Source organism: Pseudomonas juntendi (assembly GCF_009932375.1).
Taxonomy (GTDB): domain Bacteria; phylum Pseudomonadota; class Gammaproteobacteria; order Pseudomonadales; family Pseudomonadaceae; genus Aquipseudomonas; species Aquipseudomonas juntendi.
Window position 1 is genome coordinate 45439 of sequence record NZ_BLJG01000013.1, and the last position, 15921, is coordinate 61359.

11 protein-coding genes, 1 other RNA gene and 1 pseudogene are annotated in these 15921 nt (G+C 63.9%); 8 read left to right on the top strand and 5 right to left on the bottom strand.

Features of this window, described 5'->3' with window-relative positions; all coding sequences use genetic code 11:
* The first annotated feature begins 89 nt into the window (after positions 1 to 89).
* The 5 genes from GYA94_RS01995 (at position 90) to ffs (ending at position 8226) form a co-directional block, all read left to right on the top strand.
* Entirely contained in the window at positions 90 to 749 is a 660-nt protein-coding gene (locus tag GYA94_RS01995) for a GntR family transcriptional regulator (protein WP_009683923.1), read from the top strand.
* Between the two features lie 3 nt (positions 750 to 752).
* A complete protein-coding gene (gene smc, locus GYA94_RS02000) occupies positions 753 to 4241 on the top strand; it encodes a chromosome segregation protein SMC (RefSeq protein WP_161891701.1) in 3489 nt (1162 codons plus the stop codon).
* A gap of 205 nt (positions 4242 to 4446) precedes the next feature.
* Positions 4447 to 5340 carry a cell division protein ZipA gene (gene zipA / locus GYA94_RS02005; protein WP_161891702.1) on the top strand — a complete coding sequence of 298 codons (894 nt, stop codon included), beginning with the start codon at positions 4447 to 4449 and terminating at the stop codon, positions 5338 to 5340.
* 205 nt (positions 5341 to 5545) lie between these two features.
* Positions 5546 to 7876, top strand: coding sequence for an NAD-dependent DNA ligase LigA (ligA, locus tag GYA94_RS02010; RefSeq protein WP_161891703.1), 2331 nt, complete (start codon positions 5546 to 5548; stop codon positions 7874 to 7876).
* Between the two features lie 253 nt (positions 7877 to 8129).
* Positions 8130 to 8226, top strand: an RNA gene (ffs, locus tag GYA94_RS02015) — signal recognition particle sRNA small type.
* 28 nt (positions 8227 to 8254) lie between these two features.
* Here the strand turns inward: ffs and GYA94_RS28520 are convergent.
* Together GYA94_RS28520 and GYA94_RS02020 are read right to left on the bottom strand one after the other, a co-directional pair.
* Positions 8255 to 8412 (bottom strand): annotated as a pseudogene (locus tag GYA94_RS28520) (MerR family transcriptional regulator); the annotation flags it as partial.
* Positions 8413 to 8589: 177 nt separating this feature from the next.
* Positions 8590 to 9363, bottom strand: coding sequence for a substrate-binding periplasmic protein (locus GYA94_RS02020; RefSeq protein WP_110677339.1), 774 nt, complete (start codon positions 9361 to 9363; stop codon positions 8590 to 8592).
* A 120-nt stretch (positions 9364 to 9483) separates the two neighbouring features.
* Between GYA94_RS02020 and dnaX the strand changes: the two genes are divergently transcribed.
* The 3 genes from dnaX (at position 9484) to recR (ending at position 12719) form a co-directional block, all read left to right on the top strand.
* Positions 9484 to 11544 (top strand): DNA polymerase III subunit gamma/tau, encoded by a 2061-nt coding sequence (dnaX, locus tag GYA94_RS02025; protein WP_161891704.1) that lies wholly within the window; start codon positions 9484 to 9486, stop codon positions 11542 to 11544.
* A 64-nt stretch (positions 11545 to 11608) separates the two neighbouring features.
* Positions 11609 to 11944: a YbaB/EbfC family nucleoid-associated protein gene (locus tag GYA94_RS02030; protein WP_003254305.1), complete on the top strand. Its 336-nt coding sequence runs from the start codon at positions 11609 to 11611 to the stop codon at positions 11942 to 11944.
* Between the two features lie 172 nt (positions 11945 to 12116).
* Positions 12117 to 12719, top strand: coding sequence for a recombination mediator RecR (gene recR, locus GYA94_RS02035; protein ID WP_009683911.1), 603 nt, complete (start codon positions 12117 to 12119; stop codon positions 12717 to 12719).
* 158 nt (positions 12720 to 12877) lie between these two features.
* Here recR and GYA94_RS02040 read toward each other — a convergent pair whose 3' ends face one another.
* The 3 genes from GYA94_RS02040 to hemN all read right to left on the bottom strand — a co-directional run bounded on the left by GYA94_RS02040 (position 12878) and on the right by hemN (position 15785).
* A complete protein-coding gene (locus GYA94_RS02040) occupies positions 12878 to 13426 on the bottom strand; it encodes an adenine phosphoribosyltransferase (protein WP_009683910.1) in 549 nt (182 codons plus the stop codon).
* 55 nt (positions 13427 to 13481) lie between these two features.
* Entirely contained in the window at positions 13482 to 14216 is a 735-nt protein-coding gene (gene fnrA, locus GYA94_RS02045; RefSeq protein WP_009683909.1) for a Crp/Fnr family transcriptional regulator FnrA, read from the bottom strand.
* 186 nt (positions 14217 to 14402) lie between these two features.
* Complete coding sequence (gene hemN, locus GYA94_RS02050; RefSeq protein ID WP_161891705.1) at positions 14403 to 15785, bottom strand: oxygen-independent coproporphyrinogen III oxidase; 1383 nt, start codon at positions 15783 to 15785, stop codon at positions 14403 to 14405.
* Positions 15786 to 15921 lie beyond the last annotated feature (136 nt).

Consider the following 15921-nt stretch of genomic DNA (forward strand, 5'->3'; position numbering starts at 1 on the left):
ATAAACCGCCTGCCCCCTCTGCGCGACCAATGGTCAAGTGCGCTACACTTCGCCCCTTGTGCCCAGTTCAATGATTTTGAAGGAAAACCATGACGTTCAAGGCCCCGGACAGCCTCTCCGAGCAGATTGCCGATTACCTGGCCGAACGCATCATCCGCGGCGAGCTGGCGCCCGGCGAGCGCATTCAGGAGCAAAAGGTTACGCAGGCACTCAATGTCAGCCGCGGTTCGGTGCGCGAGGCGTTGCTGATTCTCGAACGCCGCCACCTGGTGGCGATCTTGCCGCGCCGCGGTGCCCATGTCACCGAGCTGGACGAACGCAGCGTGCGCAGCCTGTGCGCGCTGATGGGCGAGTTCTATATCCTGCTGGGCAATGCGGTTGCACAAAAATGGCGCACCGAAGCCGACCTGCGCCCGTTTCTGGAGATTCAGCAGCGGCTGCAGCGCGCCCACGACCGGCTGGACATCAAGGCTTTCGTCGGTGACAGCTTCGCGGTGATGCGCGCCGCCTATCCGTTTGCCGATAACCCTTTCTTGCAGGAAACCGTGGAAAACCTGCAGCCGGCCATGAGCCGTGCCTATTACCTGGCGCTGGACCAACGCCAGGCCAACATGATCGATTACCTCGACCTGTTCGCCCGCCTGCTCGAAGCGGTGGTCGCCCGTGACCTGCCGCACATTCGCGAGGTGCTTACCGCTTACTGCCAGCGCAGCTGCGAACTGGTGCTGGCGGCACTGGCCCGAGGCTGACCGATGCGCCTCAAATGCATTCGCCTGGCCGGCTTCAAGTCGTTCGTCGACCCGACCACGGTCAATTTCCCCAGCAACATGGCGGCCGTGGTCGGCCCCAACGGCTGCGGCAAATCCAACATCATCGACGCGGTGCGCTGGGTGATGGGCGAGAGCTCGGCGAAGAACCTGCGCGGCGAATCGATGACCGACGTCATCTTCAACGGCTCCAGTGGGCGCAAACCGGTCAGCCAGGCCAGCATCGAGCTGGTCTTCGACAACAGCGAAACCACCCTGGTCGGCGAGTATGCCGCGTACGCCGAAATTTCCATCCGCCGCAAGGTCACCCGCGACGGGCAGAACAGCTACTACCTGAACGGCACCAAGTGCCGCCGGCGCGACATCACCGACATTTTTCTCGGCACCGGGCTGGGGCCGCGCAGCTACTCGATCATCGAACAGGGCATGATCTCCAAGCTGATCGAGGCCAAGCCCGAAGAGTTGCGCAATTTCATCGAGGAAGCCGCCGGCATCTCCAAATACAAGGAGCGCCGCCGCGAAACCGAGAACCGTATCCGCCGCACCCAGGAAAACCTGGCACGCCTGACCGACCTGCGTGAAGAACTGGAACGCCAGCTCGAGCGCCTGCACCGCCAGGCCCAGGCCGCGGAAAAGTACCGTGAGTACAAGGCGCAGGAGCGCCAGCTGAAAGCGCAGTTGTCGGCCTTGCGCTGGCGCGACCTGGACGAGCGGGTACGCCAGCGCGAGTCGGTGATCGGTGACCAGGGCGTGGCCCACGAGGCACTGGTGGCCGAGCAGCGCAACGCCGATGCCAGCATCGAGCGCCTGCGTGACGGCCATCACGAGTTGTCCGAGCGGTTCAACCAGGTGCAGGGCCGTTTCTATTCGGTGGCCGGTGACATTGCCCGGGTCGAGCAGAGTATCCAGCACGGTCAGCAGCGCCTGCGCCAGTTGCAGGACGACTTCAAGGAGGCCGAGCGCACCCGTTTGGAAACCGAGTCGCACCTGGGGCATGACCGCACCTTGCTGGCGACCCTGGGCGAAGAGTTGGCCATGCTCGAACCCGAGCAGGAAATGACCCTGGGCGCCGCCGAAGAAGCTGCGGCGGGGCTGGAAGAGGCCGAGCTGGCCATGCACGGCTGGCAAGAGCAGTGGGACAGCTTCAACAGCCGCTCTGCCGAACCGCGCCGCCAGGCCGAAGTGCAGCAGGCGCGCCTGCAGCAGCTGGAAGCCAGCCTGGAGCGCCAGGCTGAGCGCAAGCGCAAGCTGGGCGAAGAGCGCGAGCAACTGGGGAGCGATCCGCAGGACGCCACCCTGCTGGATCTGGCCGAGCAGCTGGCCAGCAGCGAAATGTTGCTGGAAGAACTGCAGCTCTCCGAAGAACAGGTGGTCGAGCGTCTGGAAAGCGCGCGCGGGCAGTTGCAGCAGGCTACCCAGGCCCAGCAGCAGGCGCAGGGCGACCTGCAGCGCCTGGGCGGCCGCCTGGCATCCTTGGAAGCGTTGCAGCAGGCAGCCCTGGAGCCGGGGGCGGGCGCCGCAGACTGGCTGCAGGGCCAGGGCCTGCAGCAGCAGCCACGCTTGGCCGAAGGCTTGCGGGTAGAACCGGGCTGGGAGCTTGCCGTAGAAACCGTGCTCGGCGCTGACCTGCAGGCCGTGCTGGTGGACGATTTCAACGGCCTCGATTTTGCTGGTTTGGAACAAGGCGAGCTGCGCTTGCTGCAGGCCAGCGATGCCAGCGCGTCGTTGCCCGGCAGCCTGCTGGAAAAGGTCGAAGGCCGTGTCGATCTGGCACCCTGGCTGGGTCAGGTCATGCCTGTCGAAGACTTGGCCCAGGCGCTGGCGCAGCGCACAGCGCTTGGCGACGGGCAGAGCCTGGTCAGCCGCGATGGCTACTGGGTTGGCCGGCACTTTCTGCGGGTGCGCCGTGGCGGTGAGGCCGAAGGCGGTGTGCTGGCGCGTGGCCAGGAAATCGACCGCCTGGGCCAGGAACAACTGCAGCAGGAAGCGGCGTTGGAACAGCTTGAGCAACAGTTGCAAACCCTGCGCGAGCAGCAGCTGGACCTGGAAGAACAGCGCGAGCAACTGCGCCGCCGCAGCCAGGAAGAAAACCGCCTGCACGGTGAACTGAAAGCCAGCCTCTCGGCCAGCCGTGCCCGCGCCGAACAGGTCGAGCTGCGCCGCCGGCGCTTGCAGGAAGAACTGGCCGAACTGGAAGAACAGCGCGCCCTTGAGCACGAACAACTGGGCGAAGCCCGCTTGTTGCTGCAAGAGGCGGTGGAGCTGATGGCCCAGGACACCGAGCAGCGCGAGCAATTGATGGCCCGCCGCGACGCCCTGCGCGAAAGCCTCGACCGGGTGCGCCAGGAGGCCCGCCAGCACAAGGACCACGCCCACCAGCTGGCCGTGCGGCTGGGCTCGCTGCGTGCGCAGCATGACTCCACCCGCCAGGCCCTGGAGCGCCTGGAGCAGCAAGCAGCAAGGCTGACCGAGCGCCAGGAGCAACTGAGCCTGAACCTGGAGGAGGGCGAGGCACCACAGGAGGAGTTGCGCCTGAAGCTCGAAGCGCTGCTGGAACTGCGCATGAGTGTTGACGAGGAAATGCGCCTGGCGCGCCTGCACATGGACGAAGCCGACCGCGAATTGCGCGAGGCCGAGAAGCGCCGCACGCAGGCTGAGCAGCAGGCGCTGTTGTTGCGCGGCCAGCTGGAGCAGCTGCGGCTGGAGTGCCAGGGCCTGGATGTGCGGCGCAAGACCCTGCAGGAGCAGCTGCTGGCCGACGGTTACGACCTGCAAGGGGTGCTCGCCACCCTGGAGGCCGATGCCAGCGAGCAGGGCACCGAACAGGCGCTGGAGCAACTCGAGGCGCGTATCCAGCGCCTGGGGGCGATCAACCTCGCCGCCATTGAGGAGTACGAGCAACAATCCGAGCGCAAGCGCTACCTGGATGCCCAGGACGCCGACCTGGTGGAGGCGCTGGAGACCCTGGAAAACGTCATTCGCAAGATCGACAAGGAAACCCGCAACCGCTTCAAGGATACCTTTGATCAGATAAATGCCGGATTACAGGCACTTTTCCCAAAAGTTTTCGGTGGTGGCAGCGCTTATCTGGAACTGACGGGCGAAGATCTACTCGATACAGGGGTGACGATCATGGCGCGACCGCCGGGCAAGAAGAACAGCACCATCCATCTGCTGTCCGGCGGCGAAAAGGCACTGACCGCATTGGCGCTGGTGTTTGCCATCTTCAAGTTGAACCCCGCACCGTTCTGCATGCTCGACGAAGTCGATGCGCCGCTGGACGATGCCAACGTCGGGCGCTACGCGCGCCTGGTCAAGGAAATGAGTGAGAGCGTGCAGTTCATCTACATCACCCACAACAAGATTGCGATGGAGATGGCCGATCAATTAATGGGGGTAACCATGCATGAACCCGGTTGTTCACGTCTTGTTGCAGTTGATGTGGAGGCCGCCATGGCCATGGTCGATGCGTGATGTGCGACGATGCGGGCACTTTCTCCAACGAAATGCCCCCGTCATGTGCGACAGACGGTGTAAAGTTGTCTTTGGTCGTGCTAGCTTAATGTCACTCGTTTATTGCGTGGGTAAAACGCCTGTCAGAACATAGAGTTGGCGCCACGTGTTAAAGGGCTTTGAACCCTTTGTTTTCAAGCATATTTTTATAGAGGCACGGGATTACATGGAAATCGGTCTGCGCGAGTGGCTGATCCTCATCGGCATCATTGTCATTGCCGGTATTCTTTTCGACGGCTGGCGCCGCATGCGCGGCGGCAAAGGCAAGTTGAAATTCCGTCTGGACCGCAGTTATTCCAACCTGCCGGACGAAGAGGGCGGCAGTGCCGAAGTACTCGGCCCGTCGCGGGTACTGGATACCCATAAAGAACCGGAACTGGACGAAAGCGACCTGCCTTCGCTCAGCGCCTCGGCGCGTGACCGCGAGCGCGAGCCAAAGCCGGCCAAGGCCAGCAAGCGTGGCAAGCGCGCCACAGCCGCGGCCGATGTGCAGCAGGGCGACCTGGGCCTGAGCGCCGAGCCGCGCGAGCCCGACCTGTTCACCGACAGCGACGACGACTTCGCCGCCGAAAACACCCGTGGCAACCCGGCGCCCGCTGCCAGCAGCAGCGTCAAGGAGCTGCCGCCGACCGAAGAGGTGCTGGTCATCAGCGTCATTTCCCGCGACGAGGGTGGCTTCAAGGGCCCGGCATTGTTGCAGAACATTCTTGAAAGCGGCCTGCGCTTCGGCGAAATGGACATCTTCCACCGCCACGAAAGCATGGCCGGCCACGGCGAAGTGCTGTTCTCCATGGCCAATGCGGTCAAGCCTGGGGTGTTCGACCTGGACGACATCGACCATTTCAGCACCCGTGCGGTGAGCTTCTTCCTCGGCCTGCCTGGCCCACGTCATCCGAAGCAGGCCTTTGACGTGATGGTGGCGGCCGCGCGCAAGCTGGCCCATGAACTGAACGGTGAGCTCAAGGACGACCAGCGCAGCGTGCTGACCGCCCAGACCATCGAGCACTATCGCCAGCGCATCGTCGAGTTCGAGCGCCGTGCGCTGACCCAGAAGCGCTGACAGATCCAACGAAAGAGCAGCCTGAGGGCGTGCTGGCCGGTTCGGGTGTTGTTACCTGTTCCGGCCCTGTCGCCGGCAAGCCAGCTCCCACAATTGCCTGTGGGAGCTGGCTTGCCGGCGACAGGGCCAGGGCAGGCAATCGCTAGTCCAGACCCCAGCCGCCACCCCAGGCTGCTCTTTTGCTTTGCAAGAGAAGACAAACTCCATGACCGCCGAAACCCGTATCCACGAACTGCGTGCCGAACTCGACCAGCACAACTACCGCTACTACGTGCTCGACGAGCCCAGTGTGCCCGACGCCGAATACGACCGCCTGTTCAACGAGCTCAAGGCGTTGGAAGCCGAACACCCGCACCTGGTTACCCCCGACTCGCCCACCCAGCGCGTCGGCGGTGCGGCCCTGTCGGCCTTTAGCCAGGTGCGCCATGAAGTGCCCATGCTCAGCCTGGGCAACGCTTTCGAGGAGGCCGACCTGCGTGAGTTCGGCCGCCGCGTGGTGGACGGCCTCGATCAGCCCGGCGCGGTTGACTACAGCTGCGAACCCAAGCTCGATGGCCTGGCCGTTAGCCTGCTGTACCGCGACGGCCTGCTGGTGCAGGGTGCCACGCGCGGCGACGGCACCACTGGCGAAGATATCAGCGCCAACGTACGCACCGTGCGCAACATTCCGCTGAAGTTGCACGGCGAGGGCTGGCCCGCGGTGCTGGAAGTGCGTGGCGAGGTCTACATGAGCAAGGCCGGCTTCGACCGCCTCAATGCAGCCCAGGCCGAAGCCGGCGGCAAGACCTTCGCCAATCCGCGCAACGCGGCTGCCGGTAGCCTGCGCCAGCTCGATTCGAAAATCACGGCCAGCCGCCCGCTGGAGTTCTGCTGCTACGGCGTCGGTCAGCTGTCTGCCAGCATCGGCGACAGCCATATCGGCATCCTTGAACAGCTCAAGGCATGGGGCCTGCCGATCAGCCGCGAGCTCAAGCATGCGGCAGGGATCGAAGAGTGCCTGGATTACTACCGCGACATCGGTGAGCGGCGCAACAGCCTGCCGTATGAAATCGATGGTGTGGTATTCAAGGTCAACAGCCTGGCCGCCCAGCGTGAACTGGGCTTCCGCGCCCGTGAACCGCGCTGGGCAATCGCCCACAAGTTCCCGGCCATGGAAGAGCTGACCGAGGTGCTGGACGTCGAGTTCCAGGTCGGCCGTACCGGCGCGGTCACCCCGGTGGCGCGCCTGAAACCGGTCAAGGTGGCGGGCGTGACCGTGTCCAACGCCACCCTGCACAACATGGACGAAATCGCCCGCCTGGGCCTGCGCATTGGCGACACGGTGATCATCCGCCGGGCCGGCGACGTGATCCCGCAGGTGATGCAGGTGGTGCTGGAGCGTCGCCCGGACGATGCCCGCCCGGTTGCCGTGCCAAGCGAGTGCCCGGTGTGTGGCTCGCAAGTCGAGCGCACCCAGCTGGTCAAGCGCAGCAAGGGCAAGGAAACCACCAGCGAAGGGGCGGTGTACCGCTGTGTCGGCCGCCTGGCCTGTGGTGCGCAGCTCAAGCAGGCGATCATTCACTATGTGTCGCGTCGCGCCATGGACATCGACGGGCTTGGCGAAAAAAGTGTCGAGCAGTTGGTGGACGAAGGCCTGATCGGCTCGCCGGCTGACCTGTACAAGCTGCAGTTCGAGCAGGTGGTCGGCCTGGAAGGCTTCGCCGAGGTGTCCACCCGCAAACTGCTGGAGGCCATCGAAGCCAGCAAGCGGCCAAGCCTGGCGCGTTTCATCTATGCGCTGGGCATACCGGATGTGGGTGAGGAGACGGCCAAGGTGCTGGCCCGTTCGCTGGGCAGCCTGGCGCGCGTGCAGCAGGCCTTGCCGCAGGTGCTGACGTATCTGCCGGACATTGGCCTTGAGGTCGCCTACGAGATTCACAACTTCTTCGAAGACGAGCACAACCAGAAGGTTATCCAGCAGTTGCTCGACAGCGGCATGCACCTGCAGGACGAAGGCGAGTTGGCCGCCGAATTCGCGGCCAGCACCAGCTTGGCCGGCATGATCGCCAAGCTCGACATCGCTTCGGTAGGCCCAACTGGTGCCGAGAAACTGGTAGCCAAGCTCGGCAGCCTGGACAAGATCATCGCTGCCGACGGCATCGACCTGCGCCAGGCACTGGCGGCCAAGCAGGCGGATGCGGTGCGTGAATTCTTCAAGGATGAGGCCAACCAGCAACTGGCGCGCGCGATCGAGGCGCAGTTGCTGGCGTTCGGCATGCACTGGACCAGCGAGAAGAAAGTCGCCGAAGGTTTGCCGCTGGCCGGCCAGACCTGGGTGCTGACCGGTACCCTGGAGCGCATGAGCCGCGATGTGGCGAAGGACAAGCTGGAGAGCCTTGGCGCCAAGGTGGCCGGTTCGGTGTCGGGCAAGACCCAGTGCGTGGTCGCAGGGCCGGGGGCTGGATCGAAGCTGGCCAAGGCTAGCGAGCTGGGCGTGAAGGTGCTGGACGAAGAGGCCTTCGTCGCGTTCCTGGCCGAGCAGGGCATCACTATTTGAGTCCCTGCGCGCGCCACTTGTGGGAGCGGGCATGCCCGCGAACACCGGCAAAGCCGGTGCCATCCATCGCGTAGCTTGCTTCGCGGGCACGCCCGCTCCCACAGGCCTCGCGCCAGTCTTGCCTGCAGCGCCACCCCAACCCAGACAAGTCATTGAGAAATGATGACTTTTTCTGCTCCCAGAGGTTGTATCTGCCCCCAAGACCGGTACAATGGCGCCACTCGCTGCTCAGCGAGGCATGTAGTGGTGGCCCCATCGGTCCCCCCGCATTGATTACCCGTTAACCTGGTCAGGCCCGGAAGGGAGCAGCCATAGCGGGAACATCGAGTGCCGGGGTGTGGCTGGTGGGGCCGCCTCCATTTCCGGGGTCGGAAAACCTCAATCTGCTGCGAATCCCTTCTTTCTGTCCTGCTTCTCGCCCAATGCTCCCATCGCCGACAGCTTCATCAGTCGCTGGAATTTAGGCAGGCCAGGTGATCTCCCTAAGGGCGCTGCGCCGCATGTCGCCAGCCCTTGCTCTCCGCCTCTAGGTGCCTACCCATGTCACAGGCAGCACGCGAGCTCGAATCGGCCGCAATATCCTGTGGGAGCGGGCGTGCCCGCGAAACAGGCGACGCGGTATAGGCACCAGCTTCACCGTAGATCGCCTGCAAGCCAGCGACCACAGGGAGCGTGCTGGCTTGCAGCCTCTGTACATCACCAGCGCTTCTGTTTCACGGGCGAGCGACAGACGGGTTGTCGCTACGGCCCATCCCTGCATACCGCTGGAGGATCCGCTCGACTTCCCCCGTCTGCTTCAGCCGCACCAAGGCCCGCAGCAGCCCTTGGGTGGGTATCGCCGGGTCGTTGCGCACCATGCACCCCAGGTCCTGCTCCTCCAGCACTGCCAGCACTTGCAGTTGCCGAGCTGCCGGCTGCCCCTGGTTGAACCACTGCAGCGACAACTCGTTGCTCACTGCATGGCGATAGCGGTGGGCTTGCAGTTTCTGCAGGACCAGCAGCTGGCTGCGGCTGTCTTCGCGGCTCAGCCGGCCTTGGTCCAGCAGGGGTTGCAAGGTTGGATAGGTGTACCCCAGCACTGTACCGATGGCCTGGGGCGGCAGTTGTTCTGCTGCGACCGGGTTGCTGTCGCCAAGGCGCCCCACCAGCACGTCGCGCTGGTGGAACAGCGGGATGCTCCAGACAAAGTCCCCCGGGCGGTCATTGAACCACTGCGTGCTGACGTAGCAGCGCACATCAATGTCACCGCTGTTCATGGCCTCCTGCAAGCGCAGCCTGGCCATCACGTGATACTGCGGGCGGACCCCTGCTTCCCGGGCCAGCGCCTGTACAAGGTCATAGACCAGGCCCTCGACCGGCTGGTCATCTTCAATCCGCACCAGCGGCATGCTCCAGCTTTCAGCCACGGAAAAACGCAGCACCGGCTGTTCTGCCACGCTCTGGGTAGCCCAGACCAACAGCAAGGCCAGCAGTTTTCGCAAAAGCATCTCCTCCCTGGACAACAGGCGCCCGCTTCATAGCTTAGACGAGCTGCGCAGGGTGCAATTTTGCCCCCGCTCCGCTAGCATTAGCGATCTTCCGCTCGATCAGGCTACGATGGTTTTTCGATGAGTTATCAGGTTCTTGCACGTAAATGGCGTCCGCGCTCGTTCCGCGAAATGGTCGGCCAGACCCATGTGCTCAAGGCCTTGATCAATGCCTTGGACAACCAGCGCCTTCACCATGCCTACCTGTTCACGGGTACTCGTGGCGTGGGCAAGACTACCATTGCCCGTATCATCGCCAAATGCCTGAACTGCGAGACGGGCATCACCTCCACGCCCTGCGGCACCTGTTCGGTGTGCCGGGAGATCGACGAGGGCCGCTTCGTCGACCTGATCGAAATCGACGCCGCCAGCCGTACCAAGGTCGAGGACACCCGCGAACTGCTCGATAACGTGCAGTACGCGCCCAGCCGTGGGCGCTTCAAGGTCTACCTGATCGACGAAGTGCACATGCTCTCGACGCACTCGTTCAATGCCTTGCTCAAGACCCTGGAAGAGCCGCCGCCGTACGTCAAGTTCATCCTGGCCACCACCGATCCGCAGAAGCTGCCGGCCACCATCCTGTCGCGTTGCCTGCAGTTCTCGCTGAAGAACATGAGCCCAGAGCGGGTGGTCGAGCACCTCAGCCATGTGCTGGCTGCGGAGAACGTCCCGTTCGAGGCAGATGCCCTGTGGCTGTTGGGCCGCGCCGCCGACGGTTCCATGCGTGACGCCATGAGCCTGACCGACCAGGCCATCGCATTCGGCGAAGGCAAGGTGCTGGCCGCCGATGTGCGGGCCATGCTCGGTAGCCTCGACCACGGGCAGGTCTATGGGGTGCTGCAGGCGCTGCTCGAGGGCGATGCCCGGGCCCTGCTGGAGGCCGTGCGCAACCTGGCCGAGCAAGGGCCGGACTGGGCTGGCGTGCTGGCGGAAATGCTCAACGTGCTGCACCGTGTAGCCATCGCCCAGGCGCTGCCCGAGGCAGTGGACAACGGCCAGGGCGACCGTGACCGGGTGCTGGCGCTGGCCCAGGCATTACCGGCCGAGGATGTGCAGTTCTATTACCAGATGGGCCTGATCGGTCGGCGTGACCTGCCGCTGGCGCCGGACCCGCGTGGTGGCTTCGAGATGGTCTTGTTGCGGATGCTCGCCTTCCGCCCGGCCGACACCGACGATGCGCCGAAACCGGTGCTAAAGCCAGTGGGGATCAGCCAGGCCACAGCTGATCCTGCCAACCCGGTGGCAGCCCCTGCGCCTGCCGTGCCGCCGCCCGCCGCCGAGCCTGCGCCCGCTGCGCCCGCGCCGCTGGTAGTGCCGCCGCCAGCCACGGTGGACCATGAGCCCGAGCTGCCCGCAGACGCCGAGCTGAGGGCCGAAGTCGAGGCCATTTCGGTGCCTGAGCCCGTCGCCGAGGTGGTCGACCTGCCGTGGGAGGACCCAGCCCCGACCAGCGCGCCTGTTGCAGAGCCTGTTGCCGAGCCCGCGTCAGCCCAGCGGCCGACCCCGCAGGCGGCGCCTACGGCCGCGCCTGCCGTGCATGACGAGCCGCCTTTCGACCCGTCTGCCTACGCCGCCGTTGGCATGGACCGGGACGACGAGCCGCCGCTGGACGAAGACTACTATGGCGGCGAAAGCGATCCGGTTGGCTTCAGCTACCTAGACGAGTTGGCCGAACACGTTCAGGAAGAAGCCCCTGCGCCCGCGCCTGCCCCGTTGCCAGCCGCCAAGCCGGCCACCGGTCTGGCCCTGCAATGGCTGGAATTATTCCCACAGTTGCCTGTCTCGGGTATGACAGGCAACATCGCAGCAAACTGTACGCTGATTGCCGCCGATGGCGACGACTGGCTGCTGCACCTGGACCCAGGCCAGGGTGCGCTGTTCAACACGACCCAGCAGCGGCGCCTTAACGAGGCGCTCAACCAGCATCTGGGGCGCACGTTGAACCTGCGCATCGAACTGGTCCTGCCCGAGCAGGAAACCCCGGCCCAGGCCGCCGCGCGCAAGCGGGCCGAGCGTCAGCAGGGCGCCGTCGCCTCGATCGAGCAGGATCCATTGATCCAGCAGATGATCAAGTTGTTCGGTGCCAAGGTGCGGCAGGATACTATTGAGCCTGTAGAAGCCCTGGCCAACCAGGGCCAGTAACGGATAACCCTGCGGCCGGCCCGGCGCCGGGCCGCATCAAATGACCCAATCGAGGTATACCCCCATGATGAAAGGTGGCATGGCCGGCCTGATGAAGCAGGCCCAGCAGATGCAGGAAAAAATGCAGAAAATGCAGGAAGAGCTGGCCAACGCCGAAGTCACCGGCCAGTCTGGTGGCGGCCTGGTGAGCGTGGTGATGACCGGTCGTCACGACGTCAAGCGCGTCAGCATCGACCAGAGCCTGATGTCGACCGATGAAGATGACAAGGAAGTGCTGGAAGACCTGATCGCCGCTGCGTTGAACGATGCAGTGCGCAAAGTGGAGCAGAGCAGCCAGGAAAAAATGGGCGGCATGACCGCCGGCATGCAGCTGCCGCCGGGCTTCAAGATGCCGTTCTAAGGCATGCGCCCTCGAAAACCGCCGCTGACACCAGCGGCGGTTTTTTTTGTGCGTACTGGCAGCCGCCGCGGTCATTATTCTTGACCCGGCGCGCTCCCACCCGGAGGCTGATTTGACGCCACTGCCCCCGCTGGGTATAAACCGCCCCTTATTGAATTGTCAGGCCTTCCCCATGAGCTTCAGCCCCCTTATCCGCCAATTGATCGACGGCCTGCGCATCTTGCCAGGTGTAGGCCAGAAAACCGCCCAGCGCATGGCCCTGCAACTGCTCGAGCGTGACCGTAGCGGGGGGCTGCGCCTGGCCCAGGCTTTGACCCAGGCCATGGAAGGGGTAGGGCATTGCCGGCAGTGCCGCACCCTGACTGAGCAGGACCTGTGCCCACAGTGTGCTGACCCGCGGCGTGACGACACCCAGCTGTGTGTGGTCGAGGGGCCGACCGATGTGTATGCGGTCGAGCAGGCCGGCTACCGCGGCCGTTACTTCGTGCTCAAAGGCCATCTGTCGCCACTGGACGGCCTGGGGCCGGAGGCCATCGGCATTCCGCAACTGATGGCGCGGATCGAAGAGCAGGGTACCTTTACCGAGGTGATCCTGGCGACCAACCCGACCGTGGAAGGCGAGGCGACGGCGCATTACATCGCGCAACTGCTCAATGAAAAAGGCCTGGTGGCCTCGCGCATCGCCCATGGTGTACCCCTGGGCGGGGAGCTCGAACTGGTGGATGGCGGAACACTGGCCCATGCCTTTGCCGGGCGGCGGCCGATTTCGCTCTGAAGCTGCAAGCTGCAAGCTACAAGCTACAAGCTACAAGCTACAAGCTACAAGCTACAAGCTACAAGCTACAAGCAAAAGCAGATCGGCTTTTGCTTGTAGCTTGCGACTTGCGACTTGCGACTTGCGACTTGCGACTTGCGACTTGCGCGGCTTGCGCCTCAATACTCGCTGAGGGAAAACTCGGTCAGGCAGAAGGTCGGCACCCCGGCCGCCTGCAGCCGGCGCGAGCCGTCCAGTTCGGGTAGGTCGATGATCGCGGCGGCCTCGAACACTTGCGCACCGGTGCGGCGCACCAGGTTGGCCGCTGCCAGCAAGGTCCCGCCAGTGGCGATCAAGTCATCGAAAATCAACACCGAATCGCCTTCGCACAGGCTGTCGGCGTGCACCTCCAGGAAGGCCTCGCCGTACTCGGTCTGGTAACCCTCGCTCAGCACGTCGGCTGGCAGCTTGCCTTGCTTGCGGAACAGGATCAGTGGCTTGTTCAACTGGTGGGCGATGATCGAACCAATCAGGAAACCCCGCGCGTCCATGGCGCCAATGTGGCTGAACTCAGCCTCGACATAGCGCTCGATGAACTGGTCGGCCACATAGCGCAGCCCGCGCGGCGACTGGAACAGCGGGGTGATGTCACGGAAGATCACGCCGGGCTTGGGGAAGTCCACCACCGGGCGGATCAGGGCTTTGAGGTCGAAGGCGTCGCTGTGCATTGTTGCGGGTATCCTGGGAAAACGAATGCCCAAGTATACCCGCTAAAGACCGGCCTCAGGCCTCCATTGCACCACCGGCCAGCGCACACAGCTGGATCGGGTCGAGGATGTGCACTTCCTTGCCTTCGGCGCGCAGCAGGCCGTTCTGCTGGAAGCGGGTGAACACCCGTGACACGGTTTCCACTGCCAGGCCCAGGTAGTTGCCGATTTCGTTGCGCGACATGCTCAGGCGGAACTGGTTGGCCGAATAGCCGCGGGCGCGGAAGCGCGCCGACAGGTTCACCAGGAACGTGGCAATGCGCTCGTCGGCGGTTTTTTTCGACAGCAGCAGCATCATTTGCTGGTCATCGCGGATTTCACGGCTCATTACCCGCATCAGCTGGCGGCGCAGCTGCGGGAGCTGGACCGACAGTTCGTCGAGGCGCTCGAAGGGGATTTCGCACACCGAGGTGGTTTCCTGAGCTTGCGCCGACACCGGGTAGGCTTCGGTGTCCATGCCCGACAGGCCGACCAGTTCGCTGGGCAGGTGGAAACCGGTGATCTGTTCTTCGCCGCTGTCGCTGAGGCTGAAGGTTTTCAGGGCGCCGGAGCGTACCGCGTAGACCGAGCCAAAATTGTCACCCTGGCGGAACAGAAACTCGCCTTTTTTCAGCGGACGCCCGCGTTTGACGATTTCATCCAGTGCATCCATGTCTTCCAGGTTGAGTGAAAGAGGCAGGCACAGGGGGGCCAGGCTGCAATCCTTGCAATGGGCCTGGTTGTGAGGGCGCAGTTTGACTGGCTCGGACATTTGGATCGATCCTTGTGGGAAAGCACACATAAGTCGTAAGGGTAACCTACGACACAGGGTGTAGGCCAGTGTGCGCATCGATGCTGCGCGCTGGCAAAACCCCGGCAGGTGCCCTGCCGGGAGTCCTCGTTCGCCCATAGTGTGCCCGGCAAGGTGGCGTGTCCATGCGGTTGAACGTCTCGCTTTTCAGATAACCCGGGAGAAACGCTGGCGGTTCTGCATCGCCAGGTAGGCATCGAACACCATGCATACCGAACGCGCCAGCAGGCGCCCGGCCGGGAGAATGCGGATGCCCTTGTCGTCCAGGCTGATCAGGCCGTCGCGCTGCAGGGTCAGCAGTTCTGGCCAGAGGTGGTCGAAGTAACCGCGGAAATCGATGGTGAACGCTTGCTCGATGGGTTCGTAATCCAGCTGGAAATGGCAGATCAGTTGCTGGATGACCGCCCGGCGGATGCGGTCGTCATGGTTGCACAGCAGGCCGCGCTGGGTCGCCAGTTGGGCGTTGGTCAGGCTGTCCTGGTAGGTGTTGAGGTCACTGCTGTTCTGGCAGTACAAGTCGCCGATCTGGCTGATGGCCGACACGCCAAGGCCGATGAGGTCGCAGTGCCCGTGGGTGGTATAGCCCTGGAAATTGCGCTGCAGGGTGCCTTCTTCCTGGGCGATGGCCAGCTCGTCGTCGGGCAGGGCGAAATGGTCCATGCCGATATAGCGGTAGCCAGCGGCGGTCAACTGCTCGATGGTGGCGTGCAGCATCTCCAGCTTGGCGGCCGCGCTGGGCAGGTCGCTGCTGTCGATCCGCCGTTGCGGCATGAAGCGTTCGGGCAGGTGGGCGTAGTTGAACACCGACAAGCGGTCGGGTTGCAGGCGGATCACCTCTTCGACGGTGCGGGCGAAGCCTTGCGGGGTTTGCTTGGGCAGGCCGTAGATCAGGTCGAGGTTGATCGAGCGGAATTGCAAGGTGCGCGCCGCCTCGATCAGGGTGCGGGTCTGCTCCAGGCTTTGCAGGCGGTTGATCGCGCGCTGCACGGCGGGGTCGAGGTCTTGCACGCCGAGGCTGACGCGGTTGAAACCCAGTTCACGCAGCAGGCCCATGGTCGACCAGTCGGCTTCGCGCGGGTCGATCTCGATGCCGTAGTCGCCGGAGTCATCGTCCAGCAAGTGGAAGTGCTGGCGCAGGGTAGTCATCAGCTGGCGCAGTTCCACATGGCTGAGGAAGGTCGGGGTGCCGCCGCCGAAATGCAGCTGTTCCACCCGCTGTTTCGGTGCCAGGTGGCAGGCGATCAGCTGAATCTCCTGCTCCAGGCGCTGCAGGTATGGCGCGGCGCGGGCGCGGTCCTTGGTGATGACTTTGTTGCAGGCGCAGTAGTAGCAGATGTTGGCGCAGAACGGCACATGCACATACAGCGACAGCGGGCGTACCGCCCGGCGGCTTTCGCGCAGGGCGTGGAGCAGGTCGAAGGAACCCACCTCGCTGTGCAGTTGCACGGCGGTCGGGTAGGAGGTGTAGCGTGGCCCGGCAAGATCGTAGCGGCGGATCAGGTCGGTATCCCAACGAATGTCGTCGAGCATGTGGGCGGTCCCCGGAAAGAGCAGCAGTGAACCGGAGTCTATGGGCGTCTGTAGGAATCTGTGTTGATTTGTATCAAGCGCCAAGCCGCAAGCCGCAAGCGGCAAGCGGCAAGCGGCAAGTCGAAAGTCGAAAGTC